Consider the following 16,204-nt stretch of genomic DNA (forward strand, 5'->3'; position numbering starts at 1 on the left):
CTTGGCGGAGCAAGAAAAGTGAGCGGCCGCCGGGCCGCCCCCGGCGCTCACCTACGACCGGAGAAAGATAAGAGTAAAGCCAGTACATCTGCACGCAGCAAGAGCAGACTACCCAAACAACGACTGCATCCACGCCGACCTCGATACGCCGCCAAAGCGGCTACTCAGTCCGAACGGAGTCCGGTGAGGTGCGACGAACGACGCTGGATCCCCGCCTTCGCGGGGACGACACCGAAGCGGTGGTCAACACCTCCTGATGTTCAAGATGCTTATGGCTTGTCGTTCCTGCGAAAGCAGGAACCCAGCGCCGTTCATCGCATATCCCCAGCTTCAGCAAAAATGCGCATGCCAAACACGAAAAGAAAAAGGACGCCGAAGCGTCCTTTCCCTTGGGCCTGAACCGATCAGTTCCTGGTCTGGTCCACCAGCTTGTTGGCCTTGATCCAGGGCATCATGGCGCGCAGCTTCTCGCCCACCACTTCGATCTGGTGCTCGGCGTTGATGCGGCGGCGCGACAGCAGCGTCGGCGCGCCGGCCTTGTTTTCCAGGATGAAGCTCTTGGCGTATTCGCCGGTCTGGATGTCGGTCAGCACCTTCTTCATCACCGCCTTGCTTTCCTCGTTGATGATGCGCGGGCCGGTCACGTACTCGCCGTATTCGGCGTTGTTCGAGATCGAGTAGTTCATGTTGGCGATGCCGCCTTCATAGATCAGGTCCACGATCAGCTTCAGCTCGTGCAGGCATTCGAAGTAGGCCATCTCCGGCGCGTAGCCGGCTTCCACCAGCGTTTCGAAGCCGGCCTTGATCAACTCCACCGTGCCGCCGCACAGCACCGCCTGTTCGCCGAACAGGTCGGTCTCGGTTTCTTCGCGGAAGTTGGTTTCGATGATGCCGGCGCGGCCGCCGCCGTTGGCGGTGGCGTACGACAGCGCCACGTCGCGGGCGCTGCCCGACTTGTCCTGGTACACCGCGATCAGGTGCGGCACGCCGCCGCCCTGGCTGTAGGTCGAACGCACGGTGTGGCCGGGCGCCTTCGGGGCGATCATGATCACGTCCAGGTCGGCGCGCGGAACCACCTGGCCGTAGTGAATGTTGAAGCCGTGCGCGAACGCCACGGTGGCGCCTTGCTTGGCGTGCGGCGCCACGTTCTCGGCATACACCTGGCCGATGTTCTCATCCGGCAGCAGGATCATGACGACGTCGGCTTCCTTCACCGCGTCGTTGACTTCAGCCACCTTCAGGCCGGCCTTCTCGGCCTTGCTCCACGAGGCGCCGCCGCGACGCAGGCCGACGGTGACCTTGCAGCCCGAGTCCTTCAGGTTCAGCGCGTGCGCGTGGCCTTGCGAGCCGTAACCGATGATGGTCACGTTCTTGTTCTTGATCAGGGACACGTCTGCGTCTTTGTCGTAAAAAACTTTCATGGTCTTCCTAGAGAGAATCGATGGCCGGGCTCCCCGCCCGGCCGCTGTTGTTGTCAGGTTCAGGCGACGGCCCAGGCCGGCATCGCCTGGTCGCGCACATGCGGAATATCGAGCTGGCGCAGCTTGCGGTACAGCGAGGCGCGGCACATTCCCAATTGCCGCGAGGCGGCGGAAATGTTCCAGCGGCTGCCGACCAGCGCGTCGATAACGCGCGTGCGCTCGTCTCCGGGCAGACCGCCTGGTTGGCGTACGGGCATCGCCCCCGCATCGGCTTGTGGCACGATGGGACGGACGTTGGCGGCGTGGCCGGTATGGCCCAGGTTCGCCGCCTGGAATTGCATCAGTTCTTCGGGCAGGTCGCGCACCTCGATGCGCCCGCCGTCCATGACCGCGCAGCTGTAGCGGATCACCGCGTGCATCTGGCGCAGGTTGCCCGGCCACGGGTAGGCCAGCATGCGCTGCAGCGCGGCCGGCGCGATCATGTGTTCGTCGGCCTGGTCCAGTGCCAGCTCGGCGGCGATCATGTCCATGATCACGCGGCGGCGGTCGGCCCGTTCGCGCAGCGCCGGCAGGCGCAGCACGCCGCCGGCGATGCGGTAGTAGAGATCTTCGCGGAAACGCCCTTGGGCGATCAGCGTCTTCACGTCCTGGTGGGTGGCGCAGATGAGTTGCACGTCCACCGGCACCGGGCGCATCGCGCCCAGCGGAATCACCTCGCGCTCGGAGAGCACCCGCAACAGGCGCGTCTGCAGCGCGAACGGCATGTCGCCGATTTCATCGAGGAACAGCGTGCCGCCGTCGGCCTGCTGCACCTTGCCCTTCATGCCGCCCGGCAGCGCGCCGGAGAAGGCGCCCTTGCAATAGCCGAACAGTTCGCTCTCGGCCAGGCTCTCGGGGATCGAGGCGCAGTTCACCGCCACCCAGGCGGCGCGGCGGCGCTCGCTGTACTCATGCAGCGCGCGCGACAGGTACTCCTTGCCGGTGCCGGTCTCGCCGAGGATAAGAATGGGAATGCCGCGGTCGACCAGGCGCTTGCCGCGCTCGACCAGGTCGCGCATCACCTCGTCGCCCTCGGAGAGGTGATCGATGGCCCGGTACCGGGGGGTGTTGCGCGGGGAATTCGAACCAGCTGTCCTGACGTCGCTTCCTGCCAAAGGTAGGTCTACCGTTTGTGTCGGCATGATTGTCTCCTGTCTTGAACTGCTTTCTTCTTATGGGCGGCGGGCACGCTTTTGGCTGTTTCCACCTTTGAGGCGGTCGCAAGTTTGCCACCTCTGCGTCGAAGAATAACGAGACTATTTGATGACTTCCAATACAATGTACAGACAGAATCAATACCTTGAAGGTATCAAATGATCGAACTGAGACACCTCACCTATTTCCGCACCGTAGCAGAAACCCTGCATTTCGGACGCGCCGCGGAGCTGTTGCATATCTCGCAACCCCCGCTCACACGGCAGATTGCGGCGCTGGAGAAGGAGCTGGGCGCGCAATTGTTCGACCGCAGCAAACGCGCCATCCAGCTGACCCCGGCCGGCAAATATTTTTACCGCGACACCACAGAAATTTTCAAGGCGCTGGAGCGGGCCAAGCGAAATGTTTCATCTTCCAGCACCGGCAAGAGCGGCGCGCTGAAGGTGGGCTTCATGATGTCCTCGGCCTACAACATCCTGCCCTCGGTGACGCGCCACTACTCGGCCGCCTATCCCGAGGTGGATATGCGCCTGACCGAATACGTGCCCAACCTGCTGGCCACCGACATCGAAGACGAGAAAGTCGACGTGGGCATCATGTACCGCCCCGAGGACTGCAGCCGCCTGGACAGCCACACGATCTACGCCGAACCGTTGCTGGCGGTGCTGCCGCACGACCATCGCCTGGCTAGCAAGCCGGCGATCTCGATCGCGGAACTGGCCGAGGATCCCTTCATCAGCATCCCGCGCGCGATCGCGCCGGTGGTGTTCGACATCATCGTCAGCCACTGCCAGTCCAACGGCTTTCGCCCGCGCATCGTGCTCGAGGCCAACCTGCAGCAGACCATCGTCAACCTGGTGGGAGAAGGCCTGGGCGTGGCGCTGGTGCCGGCCTCGATGCAGGCCATGCATCTGGAATCCACGGTGTTCAAGCCGCTGCTCAACCCGCCGCTGGTGGAAGTGGCGGTGATCTGGAACAAGGAAAATTCCAATCCCTGTATCAGGACCTTTGCGGATACGGCGGTGGAGGTGTGGAGGAAGCAGCGGCCGATGGCCAATTGAAGCAGGCGGCGATGCCCTGAACGGGCTTGGGCCGCGTGCGACGAAAGTCGCTGGATCCCCGCTTTCGCGGGGACGACGGATTAATTGAGATAGCGAGCCAAGGAATCGATGCCGCAGGCGAGCAAGAAACGGCGCGAGGCCGCAGGCGAGCCGGTCACGCTTCCCCCTTGTGGGCCAGCCGTCGGAGCGGCGCAAAAAGTGGATCAGGGCGTCAGTCGGAGCGCAGCGACTCTGACGACCCCACTTTTTGCGACGCTCCGACGGGTACCCCGAAGGGGCTGGCGCTTAGGGGCCGGTTTCTTTGCTTACTTTCTTTGGCGGGCCAAAGAAAGTGAGCGGCTGCCGGGCCGCCCCCGGCGCTCCGCCACGACCGGAGAAAGACAAGACTAAAGCCGGTACACCTGCACGCAGCAAGACCAGACTACCCAAACAACGACGGCATCCACGCCGACTTCGATACGCCGCCAAAGCAGCTACTCAGTCCGAACGGAATCCAAGGAGCGCAACGAACGTCGCTGGATCCCCGCCTTCGCGGGGACGACGGATTAATTGAAATAGCGAGCCAAGGAATCGATGCCGCAGGCGAGTAAGAGACAGCGCGAGGCCGCAGGCGAGCCGGTCACGCTGTCCCCCTTGTGGGCCAGCCGTCGGAGCGGCGCAAAAAGTGGATCAGGGCGTCAGTCGGAGCGCAGCGACTCTGACGCCCCCACTTTTTGCGCCGCTCCGACGGGCACCCCGAAGGGGCTGGCACCTAGGGGCCGGTTTCTTTGCTTACTTTCTTTGGCGGGCCAAAGAAAGTAAGCGGCTGCCGGGCCGCCCCCGGCGCTCACCTCCGACCGGAGAAAGATAAGACTAAAGCCGGTACATCTGCACGCAGCAAGACCAGACTACCCAAACAACGACGGCATCCACGCTGACTTCGATACGCCGCCAAAGCGGCTACTCAGCCCGAACGGAATGCAAGGAGCGCAACGAACGACACTGGGTCCCGGCCTGCGCCGGGACGACGGATTAAAAACACAGTGAGCCAATGCATCAAAGCCGCAGGCGAGTCGGAGACAGCGCGAGGCCGCAGGCGAGCCGGACACGCTTTCCCCTTGTGGGCCAGCCGTCGGAGCGTCGCAAAAAGTGGGGTCGTCAGAGTCGCTGCGCTCCGACTGACGCCCTGATCCACTTTTTGCGCCGCTCCGACGGTCACCCCGAAGGGGCTGGCACTTAGGGGCCGGTTTCTTTGCTTACTTTCTTTGGCGGGCCAAAGAAAGTAAGCGGCTGCCGGGCCGCCCCCGGCGCTCCGTCTCGACCGGAGAAAGACAAGACTAAAGCCGGTACATCCGCATGCAGCAAGACCAGACTACCCAAACAACGACGGCATCCACGCCGACTTCGATACGCCGCCAAAGCGGCTACTCAGTCCGAACGGAGTCTGCTGAGGTGCGGCGAACGACAAGGGAGTCTGCTGAGGCGCGGCGAACAACAAGGGAGTCTGGTGAGGCGCGACAAACGACGCTGGGTCCCGGCCTTCGCCGGGACGACATGGAAGAGATAGCCAACATCTCCCCATGCTCAAGATCCTCACTACTCGTCGTTCCTGCGAAAGCAGGAACCCAGCGGCGTCTGTCATGCCACAACGAGCACCGAACGATACGAAAACCCCGCTCAAGCCACCTTCAACGACAAGCCGCCATCGACGATCAGATCCAGCCCGGTGATATAACGCGCATTGTCAGAAGCCAGGAACAAGGAAGCGTGCGCCACGTCCCAGGCATCGCCCATGAACCCCATCGGGCATTGCGCATGCCGCTTGGCCCGCATCTCCTCGATATCCCCGCCATAGGACGCCTTCAGCGGCTCGCGGATCATCGGCGTATCCATCAGCCCCGGCAAGATGCAATTGGCGCGGATCCCCAGCGGCGCATACTGCATCGCCACGTTCTTGGTGAACGCCAGGATGGCCGCCTTGGTCGTGGTGTAGCCCAGGTAAGGGAAGCCGATCCAGCGCAAGGCCGCCAGCGACGAGATGTTCACGATCGCGCCCTTCTTCTGCCGCTCCATGATGGGCAGCACGTACTTGTGCGTCAGGAACAGGCTGGTCTGGTTCACCGCCACCAGGCGGTTCCAGCTCTCCTCGGTGGTCTCGACCGGGCCGCCGGTCTCGGCGATGCCGACGTTGTTGTGCAGCACGTCGACCCGGCCGAAATGATCCATCGCCGCCGCGGCGATCGCCTTTACGTCTTCCGTCTTCGATACGTCGGCCGCGATCACCTCGCACACGCCGCCTTCGCTACGGATGATCGCCTGGGTCTCCCTGGCCGCCTCGATGCTGCGATCCACCGCCAGCACCCGTCCGCCCTCGCGCGCATACAGCGCGGCGGCGGCCTTGCCGTTGCCCCAACCCTCGCCCACCGAGCCGGCGCCGGTGACGATGATGACCTTGTCTTCCATCAGTTTCTGCATGTCTGTCTCCTCTGCTTCTATGCGTTGTCGGTATCAGATGTCCAGCACGCCGCCGGCGACGAATCCGCCGTCGACCGGGATCACGTGGCCGGTGATGTAGGACGCTTCGTCCGAGGCCAGGAAGCTGACGGCGGCGGCGATCTCGTCGGTGCTGCCGTAGCGGCGCATCGGCACCAGCCGGTAGTAGCTCTGGCGCGTTTCTTCCGAGTGGATGGCCTGGGTCATGGGCGTATCGACCGGTCCCGGCGCCACGCTGTTGACGGTGATGCCGTGCTGGGCCAGCTCGATGGCCATCTGGCGCGTCAGGCCGATCACCGCCGACTTCGAGGTGCCGTAGGCGGTGCGGCCGGCGCCGGCGCGGATGCCGGAGATGGAGGAGATGTTGACGATCCGGCCCCAGCCGTTCTTCACCATCAGGCGCGCCGCCAGCTGCCCCGCCACCATCACGCCGGTGACGTTGATGTTCATGGTCTGCAGCCAGTTGTCGATCGGGAAATCGAGGAAGGGATAGGTCTTGGCGATGCCGGCATTGTTGACCAGCACGTCGCAGCGGCCGTAGTCCTTCTCGACCTCGGCGAAGGCGCGGGCGATGGACTCGGGATTGCCGAGGTCGATCTGCACCGGCGCCGCCTTGTGGCCGCCCGCGACCAGCGCGTCGGCGGTCTTGGCCGCCGCTTCCAGGTTGATGTCGGCCACCAGGATGGTGTAGCCCTTGGCCGCCAGTTGCTCGCAGATGCTGGCGCCGATGCCCATGGCTCCGCCCGTCACGAACGCCACGCGGGCGCCGCTATCGCTTTGATTCATGTTGTCTCCGTGGATGATGGCGGCCCCGGGGATGGGGGGGAATGGGGCCGCCGTTTTTTTAAGTCGTTACCTTGTCGGTGATCTGCCTCGGAGTGACTTGGATGAAGAGGTCAGAGGAAGCCGATGGAAATCCATGGCACGAAGGCCACCACCAAGAGCGCGATCACCAGCGCGGCGAGATAGCCCCACACGCGGTTGAACACGCCGTCGGGTGATACCTTGCCGATCGCGCAGGCGGCATAGAAGCCGACGCCGAAGGGCGGCGCGAACAGGCCGATGCCCATGGCCAGGATCACCACCATGGCGTAGTGCACGTCGTGCACGCCCAGCGAGCGCGCCACCGGGAACAGCAGCGGGCCGAACAGGACGATCGCGGGGATGCCTTCCAGCAGGCTGCCCAGCACGATGAAGATGACGATGGTGATCAGCAGGAAGCCCACGCCGCCGCCCGGCACGCCCTGCATCAGGGCCACCAGCTTGGCCGAGAAGCCGGACTGCGTCAGCGCCCAGGCCATCGAGGTGGCCATGCCGATGATCAGCAGGATGGCGCCCGAGAGCGCGGCCGATTCGATCAGCATCGGATAGAGGCGCTTGAAATTGAGGTGCCTCATGAACAGGTGCATCACCAGGCCGACCACGATGGTGTAGGCCACGCCGATGGTCGCCACTTCAGTGGCCGTGGCCACGCCTTCGATGACCGCCACGCGGATCAGCATCGGCAGCGCCAGCGCCGGAATGGCGGCGATCATGGTCTTGACGATCAGCGACATCGGCGCGCGCTTGACGTCGGGCATCGGTTCGCGGCGGGCGCGCATCCAGCACACCACGGCGATGGCGATGGTGGCGATGGCCGCCGGCATCAGGCCGCCGATGAACAGCGCCGTGATCGACACGCTGCAGACCGCGCCGATGGTGATCAGCACCAGGCTGGGCGGAATGGTTTCGGTCATGGCGCCCGAGGACGAGAGCAGCGCCACCAGTTCTTCGGGCTTGGAGCCGCGCTTCTTCATCTCCGGGAACAGCGCCGGGGCGATCGCGGCCATGTCGGCCGCCTTCGAGCCGGAGATGCCCGAGACCAGGAACATCGCGCCCAGCAGCACATATTGCAGGCCGCCGCGCACGTGGCCCAGCAGCGAGGCCATGAAATCGATCAGCGTCTTGGCCAGGCCCGACATTTCCAGCAGCGAGCCCAGCAGCACGAACAGCGGCACCGACAGCAGGATCAGGCTGGACATGCCCTCGTCCATGCGGCTGACCACGATCATCAGCGGCGCGCTGGTGGCCAGCGCGAGGTAGGCCATGGTCGCCGTGCCGAAGGCGAAGGCGATGGGAATGCCGCCGGCCACGCACACGCCGATCAGCAGCACGAAGAAGATGATCAGGTTGTAGTTGCCCATGGCCAGCAGCGCCGGCTTGGCCAGCCAGAGGCCGCCGCCGATCACCGCCACCACCGCCAGCGCCGAGAGCAGGAGGCGCAGGCTGGTCACCGCCGCCATGCGCGAGACCGCCGCCAGCAGCATCAGGATGGCGCCCACCGGCAGGGCCGCGGCGCGCAATCCGTCAGGGATTTCCAGGGCCGGCGTGGTGATCGCCATCTGTTCCACCGAGTGATCCACCGCGGGGTGGATCACCATCAGCACGAAGATGCAGACCACCAGGGCCGCGACCGTTTCCAGCCAGACGCGGCCCTTCTCCGAACATTTGTTGATGATGGCGGTCAGCCGCATGTGCTCCCCGCGATCCAGCGCCAGCACGGCGCCCAGCATGGAGAGCCAGATGAACAGGATCGAAGCCAGTTCATCGGACCAGACCAGCGGGTCGTGCAGCGCGTAGCGGTAAATGACGCCGGTCAACAGCACCACCGTCTCGGCCACGACCAGCGCGGCGGCGACGGCGCCGACCACATGCATCACCATGCGGTTCAACGCCACCAGCGCGCGCGCGGCCGGGTTCATGTTTACCGGCTCGCGGTAACTCATTGCAGCTTCCATCATCAACCTCCCGGACGTTTAGGCCAGCTTGCCGGTGTACTTTTCCAGCAGGGCCCAGGGCTCGTCGCCGAACTTCTTCTTCCACTCGGCATAGAAGCCGGCGCTGCGCAGCTTGGCGCGGAAGGAGTCGGCGTCGATGTCGTTGAAGGCCAGGCCCTTGCCCTTCATCTCGCCCACCAGCGAGTCGTTGAGCTTGCGCACGTCGGCGCGCTGGTTGATGCCGGCTTCATTGATGGCGCGGGTCATGACGTCCTGCAGGTCCTTGGGCAGCTTCTCGAAGGACTTCTTGTTGCCCAGGAACCAGAAACCGTCCCACATGTGGTTGGTGATGGAGCAATACTTCTGCACTTCGTACAGCTTGGCGGTGGAGATGATCGCCAGCGGGTTCTCCTGGCCTTCGACGATCTTGGTCTGCAGCGCCGAATAGACTTCGGCGAAGTTGATCGAGGTCGGGGCCGATTCGACGGCGCGGAACATCGAGGTCCACAGCGGGCTCGGCGGCACGCGCAGCTTCATGCCCTTCAGGTCGTCGGCGCTCTTGATCGGCCTGGTGCTGTTGGTGATCTGGCGGTAGCCGTTGTCCCAGATCTTTTCAAAGGCGAACAGGGTCGACTTGGATTCGATCTGCTTGCGCACGTGCACGCCCAGCTCGCCGTCCATGGCGGCCCAGACCTGGTCGTAGTCCTTGAAGGCGAAGCCGATGCCGGAGATCTGCGCGGCCGGCACCAGGGTGCCCAGGATCAGCGGCGACAGCGTGAAGAAATCGATCGCGCCGGCGCGCACCTGCGACAGCATGTCGGTATCGGTGCCCAGCTGGTTGTTGGGGTACAGCTGCAGTTCGATGCGGCCCTTGGAATCGGCCGCGATCTTGGCCGCCATCTCCTTGGCGCGCACGTTCATCGGGTGCGACACCGGCAGGTTGTTGGCGTACTTGAAAGTGAATTCGGCGGCGTGGGCGGAAGTCCCGTACAGGCCGGTGGCGGCGGCGGCCGAGGCCACCGATGCGGTCTTCAGAAAAGAACGGCGCGTGATCTTGCCAGTGGGATGTCCCATCTGTTTATCTCCTGTTTGTAGTTATATGAAAATTGCTGAACCCGGGGCTTCCCGTTGTTTTCAACACTGCCTGTGCCACGACAGAGCAATTTGGATGCCAAGCCGCCGACCGGTCGTCGGCGCCGCGGGCGTCTCCTCCCTGTCGCCGGCATTGCGCCTGTATTCTCTGCGATAAGGGCGGCCCTGTACAAGGGCGCGGGCCGCTCCCGCGACAATTTATTTGATGGGAATTGATGCGACACCTGTCGCACAAGTGTCGCATCGGTGTCGCACCGGACGACAGGTGTACACCCGGCCGCAGCGGACGATTCCATGCTGCGGCGCAATGACTTACGTTAACGTAAAGTCGTGATATCTTGAGTGCGTCGGCCACGGCCACGCCAGCGCCGACAGCATCGAGACCCTGCAGCAACTATAAGTAAAACCATGAAAACGCGAGAACCGGCGCGGCTTTGCGCCGGCCTCGCAGGAGACGGGCAATACCGCTGCCGGCCAACCGCCGGCGGTCCATGCGACAGCCTGCGCATGCGAGCGACCAGCGCACCGCATGCGCGTGCCGCGCGTGGCACCGATTTTGCATATTGCCCTGGCGTGAACCGGAGCGCATGACGCTTTAACTTGCATGACCTGCAAGAGATGCGTTCCATCGACTAGTCTTACAAGGACCTACAACATGACTGCTTCTGCATCCGCACCCTGCATTACCGGCTGGCATCATTCCCAATTCGGCAAGCTTGACGGCATCGATCCCGAAGTGCTGATCGGCCAGGTCGCCAAGGCCGCCATCGAGCACGCCGGCCTGCAACCGGAAGACATCGATTCCGTCCACGTCGGCACCTTCAACGCCGGCTTCCTGTACCAGGACTTCCCCTCTTCGCTGGTGTTCAACAGCCTGCCGCAGCTGCGCTTCAAGCCGGCCGTGCGCCTGGAGAACGCCTGCGCCACCGGCTCGGCCGCGATCCATTCGGGCCTGCAATCGATCAAGGCCGGCGAGTCGAAGCACGTGCTGGTGATCGGCTTCGAGAAGATGACCGAGCTGGCCACGCCGCAGGTCGGCGAGGTGCTGCTCAAGGCCTGCTACGCCAAGGAAGAGGCCGGCATCCCCGGCGGCTTCGCCGGCGTGTTCGGCAAGATCGCGCAGAGCTACTTCGACCGCTTCGGCGACCAGTCCGACGCGCTGGCGATGATCGCCGCCAAGAACCACAAGAACGGCATGTCCAATCCGTACGCCCACATGCGCCGCGACTTCGGTTTCGATTTCTGCCGCAACGTGTCCGACAAGAACCCGTACGTGGCCGGCCCACTGAAGCGCACCGACTGCTCGCTGGTCTCCGACGGCGCCGCCGCCATGGTGATCAGCGCCGCCGATGCCGCCCGGTCCATGCCGCGCGCCGTGCAGTTCCGCGCGGCGGTGCACGTCAACGACTACCTGCCCCTGTCGCGCCGCGACGCCACCCGCTTCGAGGCCGCAGAGCTGGCCTGGAAGCAGGCGCTGGGCAACGCCCGTCTGTCGCTGGGCGACCTGTCGCTGGTGGAAACCCACGACTGCTTCACCGTCGCCGAACTGCTGGAATACGAGGCGATGGGCCTGGCGCCGCACGGCCAGGGCGCGCGCGTGATCGCCGAGGGCATCACCGCCAAGGACGGCAAGCTGCCCGTCAATCCTTCGGGCGGCCTGAAATCCAAGGGCCACCCGGTGGGCGCCACCGGCGTGTCGATGCACGTGATGGCGGCGATGCAGGCCGCGCATGACGCCGGCGACATGCAGATCGCCAACGCCAGGTACGCCGGCGTGTTCAACATGGGCGGCGCGGCGGTGGCCAACTACGTCAGCATCCTGGAACGCATCCACTGATCGCTCCACGCACTTCCCGCCCGCCGCACCCGGCGGGCGGCCTGCAGCACCTCGGCATCAACGCAACAAGACAAGAAAAGCAACGCCAATTTCAATTAGAACGAGTGAGACGATGTTAAAGAAAGTCATGAACCTGGGCCGCCTGCTATCCGACGTGGCGCGCCGCTTTCCCGACGAGCCCGGCCTGATCCTCAGCCGCGGCGGCGCCAACGGTGACGACAGGGTCATCACCTGGAAGCAGATCAACGACCGCGTGGATGCCCTCGCCCACGCGCTGGCCAAGCGCGGCGTGAAGAAGGGCGAGAAGATGCTGGTCCATTCGCGCAACAACCAGCAGATCTTCGAGAGCGCCTGGGCGGCGTTCAAGCTGGGCATGGTCTGGGTTCCGACCAACTTCCGCATCACGCCGCCCGAGGCGGCCTACCTGGGCCAGTCCAGCGGCGCTTGCGTCATGGTCTACGACCAGGGCTTCGGCAACTATGTCGACGCCGTCAAGGCCGCCTCGCCGGTGCTGGAACACGTGATCGCGCTGGCCGATCCGCGTCCGGGCGAACTGGACTTCGAGGCCCTGGTGGCAGAAGCCGGCGGCCGTCCCTTCGACGAGGTCGAGGTCGACTACGAAGACCCGATGTGGTTCTTCTACACCTCCGGCACCACCGGCCACCCCAAGGCCGGCATGCTCTCGCACGGCCAGATGGCCTTCGTCGTGACCAACCACCTGGCCGACCTGATGCCGGGGCTGAACCATCTGTCACGCTCGCTGGTGGTGGCGCCGCTGTCGCATGGCGCCGGCATCCACGCGGTGATCAACACCGCGCGCGGCGCGGCCAGCATCCTGCTGTCGTCGGAACGCCTGGTGGTGGAAGAAGCCTGGCAACTGGTCGAGAAATACAAGGTGGACAACATGTTCACCGTGCCCACCATCGTCAAGATCCTGGTGGAGGATGAATCGGTCGACCGCTACGACCACTCCTCGCTGAAGCACGTGATCTACGCCGGCGCGCCGATGTACCGCGCCGACCAGGTGTATGCGCTCAAGAAGCTGGGCCGCGTATTGGTGCAGTACTACGGCCTGGGCGAAGTGACCGGCAACATCACCTTCCTGCCGCCCTACATGCACTTCGAGGACGACGCCCATCCGCAGGCGCGCGTGGGCACCTGCGGCATGCCGCGCACCGGCATGGAGATCGCCATCCTGGACGACAGCGGCAAGAAGCTGGCGCCGTTCGAGACCGGCGAGATCTGCGTGCGCGGCCCGGCGGTGTTCATGGGCTACCACAACAACCCCGACGCCAACGCCAAGGCCTTCAAGCATGACTGGTTCCATACCGGCGACCTCGGCCACGTGGACCAGGACGGCTTCCTCTACATCACCGGCCGCTCTTCCGACATGTACATCTCGGGCGGCTCCAACGTCTATCCGCGCGAGATCGAGGAAGCGCTGCTGACCCACCCGGCGGTGTCGGAAGTGGCGGTGCTGGGCGTGCCCGATCCCAAGTGGGGCGAGAGCGGCCTGGCGGTGATCGTCTGCAAACCCGGCCAGCAGGCCGGCGGCGAGGCGCTGCTGGCGCACCTGGAGGAACGCATCGGCAAGTACAAGTGGCCGCGCCGCTTCGTGTTCTGGGAAACCATGCCCAAGTCGGGCTACGGCAAGATCGTCAAGAAGCAGATCAAGGCCCTGCTCGAAGAGAAAGGAGACTACCGCCTATGAAACTCTCGAGCAAACCCGCGGGCGACAGCACCGGCTTCGTCGAGGTGCGCAAATTCCTGCACGCAGGCCAGCAGAGCTATCCGCGCACGCTGGACCTGGAGGCCGACCCGGCCGAGGAACTGCGCATCACGCTGGCCCCGGGCACCATGGTGGGCGAAGCCTTGCGCCGCGTGCTTGCGCGCTACGGCCAGCGCGGCGGGGTGGGCCGCATGTGCGGCGGCACCGCGCGCCGCCTGCACTACCATCGCATCGAAAACACCCGGGACAAGAACCGCCCGTATGACTACGGCCCGCCGCATGTGCTGGAGGGCGCGATCACTTTCGTGACCGGCGCCATCACGGTGGGCCAGAACCCTGAAGGAAAGGTATTATTGCATTGCCATTCCGGTTTCATCGATGGCGATGGCGCCATCCACGGCGGCCATCTGCTGCTTGATACGGTGGAAGTGGGCGACGATCCGCTCATCATCCGCCTTTGCCTGTTTTCCCGAGGCGCCTTCGTCGTCAACAGCGATGAAGAGACGCACTTCAGTCTATTGCATCCGACACCCATGGAATCATGATGACGAACCTAGCCAATACCAATATCAACGAGACAGACGACAACATCCAGGTAGAAGAAGGCACCCTGGGCAAGCTGGTCATGGCCCGCCTGAAACCCAACCAGGACATGACCGAGAGCGTGGAAGCCCTGTGCCGCCAGCACGGCATGCAGACCGCCATCGTGCGCGGCGCCATCGGCAGCCTGATCGACGCCCACCTGCAATACTCGACCCCGACCGGCCTGCGCCGCATGGAAATCAACGGCCCCGGCGTGGAGATCCTGAACGTGTTCGGCGAGATCGGTTTCTCGGACGGCAAGTCCAACCCCAATCCGCTGCAGGGCGTGGTGGCCGACACCGACGGCAAGATCTTCGCCGGCCGTTTCGTGCGCGGCGCCAATCTCTCCTTCATCACCATCGAGATCACGCTGCAGGAGTGGATCCCGGCGAAGGTGCGCGAGGCCGTTCCGGCCTGATCGCCCTCCCCGCTGCCGCTTTCCCGCGCGACAAAGACAAAAGGAGCAGGCCGGTTGCCCGGCATGCTCCTTTTCTCATTGCCTGCCGAACGCGTCAGGCGTGCAGTTTCATTTCCGCTTCGCGCTCGATCGTCTGCTCCGCGACCCGCGCCTCCTCTTCCGACAGCAGGCCGCCTTCCCACTTGGCCACCACCGCCGAGGCGATCGAGTTGCCCACGGCGTTGGTGGCGGAGCGCCCCATGTCGAGGAAGGTGTCGATGCCCAGGATCACCAGGAGGCCCGCTTCCGGGATATTGAACTGGTGCAGCGTGGCGGCGATCACCACCAGCGAGGCGCGCGGCACGCCGGCGATGCCCTTGGAGGTCAGCATCAGCACCAGCATCATGGTGATCTGGGTGGACAACGGCATGTGGATGCCGTAGGCCTGGGCGATGAACAGCGTGGCGAAGGTGCAGTAGATCATCGAGCCGTCGAGGTTGAAGGAGTAACCCATCGGCATGACGAAGCTGGAGATCTTGCGCTTGACGCCGAAGCGGTCCAGCGCGTCGAGCAACTTGGGATAGGCCGCTTCCGAACTGGCCGTGGCGAACGCCAGCAGGAAGGCTTCCTTGATCAGCGCCAGCAGGTGGAAGATGCGCTTCTTGAGGAACACGAAGCCGGCGGCGATCAGCAGCACCCACAGCAGCACCAGCGACAGGTAGAAGTCGCGCATGAAGACCGCGAAGCTGACCAGGATGTCCAGGCCGTTGACGGCGACGGTGGCGGCCATCGCCGCGAACACCGCGACCGGCGCGAATTTCATTACGTAGCCGGTGATCTTGAGCATGGCGTGCGACAGGTCGTCCACCACCGCCAGCAGGTTCTTGCCGCGCTCGCCCAGCGCGGCCAGCGCGATGCCGAAGAACATGGAGAACACCACGATCTGCAGGATCTCGTTCTGCGCCATGGCCTCGGCCACCGACTTGGGCACCAGGTGGTTGAAGAATTCCTTGACCGTGAACTTGCCGGTGGCCAGGCCCGCGCCGGCCGCGTCCGGCGGCGGCAGCGCCACGCCGGCGCCCGGCTGCAGCAGGTTGGCCATCAGCATGCCCAGCGCCAGCGACACCAGCGAGGCCGCCAGGAACCAGCCCAGCGACTTGCCGAAGATGCGGCCCACCGACTTGGCGTCGCCCATGTGGGCGATGCCCACCACCAGGGTGGAGAACACCAGCGGCGCGATCACCATCTTGATCAGGCGCAGGAACATGTCGGAGGCGATGGAAATGTAGCCGGCCAGCTCCTTGGCTTCGGTCTTGTCGTACTGGCTGAAGATCAGGTAGCCGGCCAGGATGCCCAGCAGCATGGCGGCGAAGATGTAGGCGGCGGGTGGGATGCGTTTTGTCATGTGTTCTCCTGCGGCGGATCACGGCCGCTGTGGCCGGTCCGATGGGCGAGCTTGATGAGGGGCCGGTCGCTGGCGGCTTGCCGATTGCGGTTAGACAGGGCCGGGACGGATTGTTCGGTGTGGCCACCGGGTTTCCGGTGAGAAATCTTTCCCGGACTTTTCCCGCCAAGCGATAAAAAAGGACGAAGCTTATTGATTTATGGGGCCGCGCGTCAAGCCGGATACGGGCAAACCGGCCAAAGATGCCATTCCTGCCAC

General features: G+C 64.3%; 12 protein-coding genes. 5 read left to right on the forward strand and 7 right to left on the reverse strand.

Annotation, left to right across the window (positions count from 1 at the left end):
* Positions 1 to 404: 404 nt before the first annotated feature.
* Together ilvC and Herbaro_RS17845 are read right to left on the reverse strand one after the other, a co-directional pair.
* Complete coding sequence (gene ilvC / locus Herbaro_RS17840) at positions 405 to 1,421, reverse strand: ketol-acid reductoisomerase (protein WP_275010957.1); 1,017 nt, start codon at positions 1,419 to 1,421, stop codon at positions 405 to 407.
* A gap of 59 nt (positions 1,422 to 1,480) precedes the next feature.
* Positions 1,481 to 2,602, reverse strand: a complete 1,122-nt coding sequence (locus Herbaro_RS17845; protein ID WP_275010958.1) for a sigma-54-dependent Fis family transcriptional regulator — start codon at positions 2,600 to 2,602, stop codon at positions 1,481 to 1,483.
* Positions 2,603 to 2,773: 171 nt separating this feature from the next.
* Here Herbaro_RS17845 and Herbaro_RS17850 point away from each other — a divergent pair, with 171 nt between their 5' ends.
* Positions 2,774 to 3,676 carry a LysR family transcriptional regulator gene (locus Herbaro_RS17850; RefSeq protein WP_275010959.1) on the forward strand — a complete coding sequence of 301 codons (903 nt, stop codon included), beginning with the start codon at positions 2,774 to 2,776 and terminating at the stop codon, positions 3,674 to 3,676.
* Positions 3,677 to 5,332: 1,656 nt separating this feature from the next.
* Here the strand turns inward: Herbaro_RS17850 and Herbaro_RS17855 are convergent.
* The 4 genes from Herbaro_RS17855 to Herbaro_RS17870 form a co-directional block, all read right to left on the reverse strand.
* Entirely contained in the window at positions 5,333 to 6,130 is a 798-nt protein-coding gene (locus Herbaro_RS17855; protein ID WP_275010960.1) for an SDR family NAD(P)-dependent oxidoreductase, read from the reverse strand.
* A gap of 33 nt (positions 6,131 to 6,163) precedes the next feature.
* Entirely contained in the window at positions 6,164 to 6,934 is a 771-nt protein-coding gene (locus Herbaro_RS17860) for an SDR family NAD(P)-dependent oxidoreductase (protein ID WP_275010961.1), read from the reverse strand.
* 110 nt (positions 6,935 to 7,044) lie between these two features.
* Positions 7,045 to 8,928: a TRAP transporter large permease gene (locus tag Herbaro_RS17865; RefSeq protein WP_275010962.1), complete on the reverse strand. Its 1,884-nt coding sequence runs from the start codon at positions 8,926 to 8,928 to the stop codon at positions 7,045 to 7,047.
* Positions 8,929 to 8,943: 15 nt separating this feature from the next.
* Positions 8,944 to 9,978 carry a TRAP transporter substrate-binding protein gene (locus tag Herbaro_RS17870; RefSeq protein WP_275010963.1) on the reverse strand — a complete coding sequence of 345 codons (1,035 nt, stop codon included), beginning with the start codon at positions 9,976 to 9,978 and terminating at the stop codon, positions 8,944 to 8,946.
* Positions 9,979 to 10,651: 673 nt separating this feature from the next.
* Here Herbaro_RS17870 and Herbaro_RS17875 point away from each other — a divergent pair.
* The 4 genes from Herbaro_RS17875 to Herbaro_RS17890 all read left to right on the forward strand — a co-directional run bounded on the left by Herbaro_RS17875 (position 10,652) and on the right by Herbaro_RS17890 (position 14,562).
* On the forward strand, positions 10,652 to 11,833 hold the full coding sequence (locus Herbaro_RS17875; RefSeq protein WP_275010964.1) for an acetyl-CoA acetyltransferase: 1,182 nt from the start codon (positions 10,652 to 10,654) through the stop codon (positions 11,831 to 11,833).
* Between the two features lie 94 nt (positions 11,834 to 11,927).
* Positions 11,928 to 13,544 carry an acyl-CoA synthetase gene (locus Herbaro_RS17880; protein ID WP_275014048.1) on the forward strand — a complete coding sequence of 539 codons (1,617 nt, stop codon included), beginning with the start codon at positions 11,928 to 11,930 and terminating at the stop codon, positions 13,542 to 13,544.
* Entirely contained in the window at positions 13,541 to 14,107 is a 567-nt protein-coding gene (locus Herbaro_RS17885) for a PCC domain-containing protein (RefSeq protein ID WP_275010965.1), read from the forward strand. The genes Herbaro_RS17880 and Herbaro_RS17885 overlap by 4 nt, the downstream gene beginning before the upstream one ends.
* Positions 14,104 to 14,562: a PPC domain-containing DNA-binding protein gene (locus Herbaro_RS17890; protein WP_446719278.1), complete on the forward strand. Its 459-nt coding sequence runs from the start codon at positions 14,104 to 14,106 to the stop codon at positions 14,560 to 14,562. The genes Herbaro_RS17885 and Herbaro_RS17890 overlap by 4 nt, the downstream gene beginning before the upstream one ends.
* A 94-nt stretch (positions 14,563 to 14,656) precedes the next feature.
* Here Herbaro_RS17890 and Herbaro_RS17895 read toward each other — a convergent pair whose 3' ends face one another.
* On the reverse strand, positions 14,657 to 15,946 hold the full coding sequence (locus tag Herbaro_RS17895; RefSeq protein ID WP_275010967.1) for a dicarboxylate/amino acid:cation symporter: 1,290 nt from the start codon (positions 15,944 to 15,946) through the stop codon (positions 14,657 to 14,659).
* Positions 15,947 to 16,204: the final 258 nt, after the last annotated feature.

This window comes from Herbaspirillum sp. WKF16, from assembly GCF_028993615.1.
Classification (GTDB): Bacteria; Pseudomonadota; Gammaproteobacteria; order Burkholderiales; family Burkholderiaceae_D; genus Herbaspirillum.

Excerpts from the sequence above, each read along its gene's own strand:
- ilvC (WP_275010957.1), bottom strand. The coding sequence starts at position 1,421 with ATGAAAGTTTTTTACGACAAAGACGCAGACGTGTCCCTGATCAAGAAC.
- Herbaro_RS17845 (WP_275010958.1), bottom strand. The coding sequence starts at position 2,602 with ATGCCGACACAAACGGTAGACCTACCTTTGGCAGGAAGCGACGTCAGG.
- Herbaro_RS17850 (WP_275010959.1), top strand. The coding sequence starts at position 2,774 with ATGATCGAACTGAGACACCTCACCTATTTCCGCACCGTAGCAGAAACC.
- Herbaro_RS17855 (WP_275010960.1), bottom strand. The coding sequence starts at position 6,130 with ATGCAGAAACTGATGGAAGACAAGGTCATCATCGTCACCGGCGCCGGC.
- Herbaro_RS17860 (WP_275010961.1), bottom strand. The coding sequence starts at position 6,934 with ATGAATCAAAGCGATAGCGGCGCCCGCGTGGCGTTCGTGACGGGCGGA.
- Herbaro_RS17865 (WP_275010962.1), bottom strand. The coding sequence starts at position 8,928 with ATGATGGAAGCTGCAATGAGTTACCGCGAGCCGGTAAACATGAACCCG.
- Herbaro_RS17870 (WP_275010963.1), bottom strand. The coding sequence starts at position 9,978 with ATGGGACATCCCACTGGCAAGATCACGCGCCGTTCTTTTCTGAAGACC.
- Herbaro_RS17875 (WP_275010964.1), top strand. The coding sequence starts at position 10,652 with ATGACTGCTTCTGCATCCGCACCCTGCATTACCGGCTGGCATCATTCC.
- Herbaro_RS17885 (WP_275010965.1), top strand. The coding sequence starts at position 13,541 with ATGAAACTCTCGAGCAAACCCGCGGGCGACAGCACCGGCTTCGTCGAG.
- Herbaro_RS17890 (WP_446719278.1), top strand. The coding sequence starts at position 14,104 with ATGATGACGAACCTAGCCAATACCAATATCAACGAGACAGACGACAAC.
- Herbaro_RS17895 (WP_275010967.1), bottom strand. The coding sequence starts at position 15,946 with ATGACAAAACGCATCCCACCCGCCGCCTACATCTTCGCCGCCATGCTG.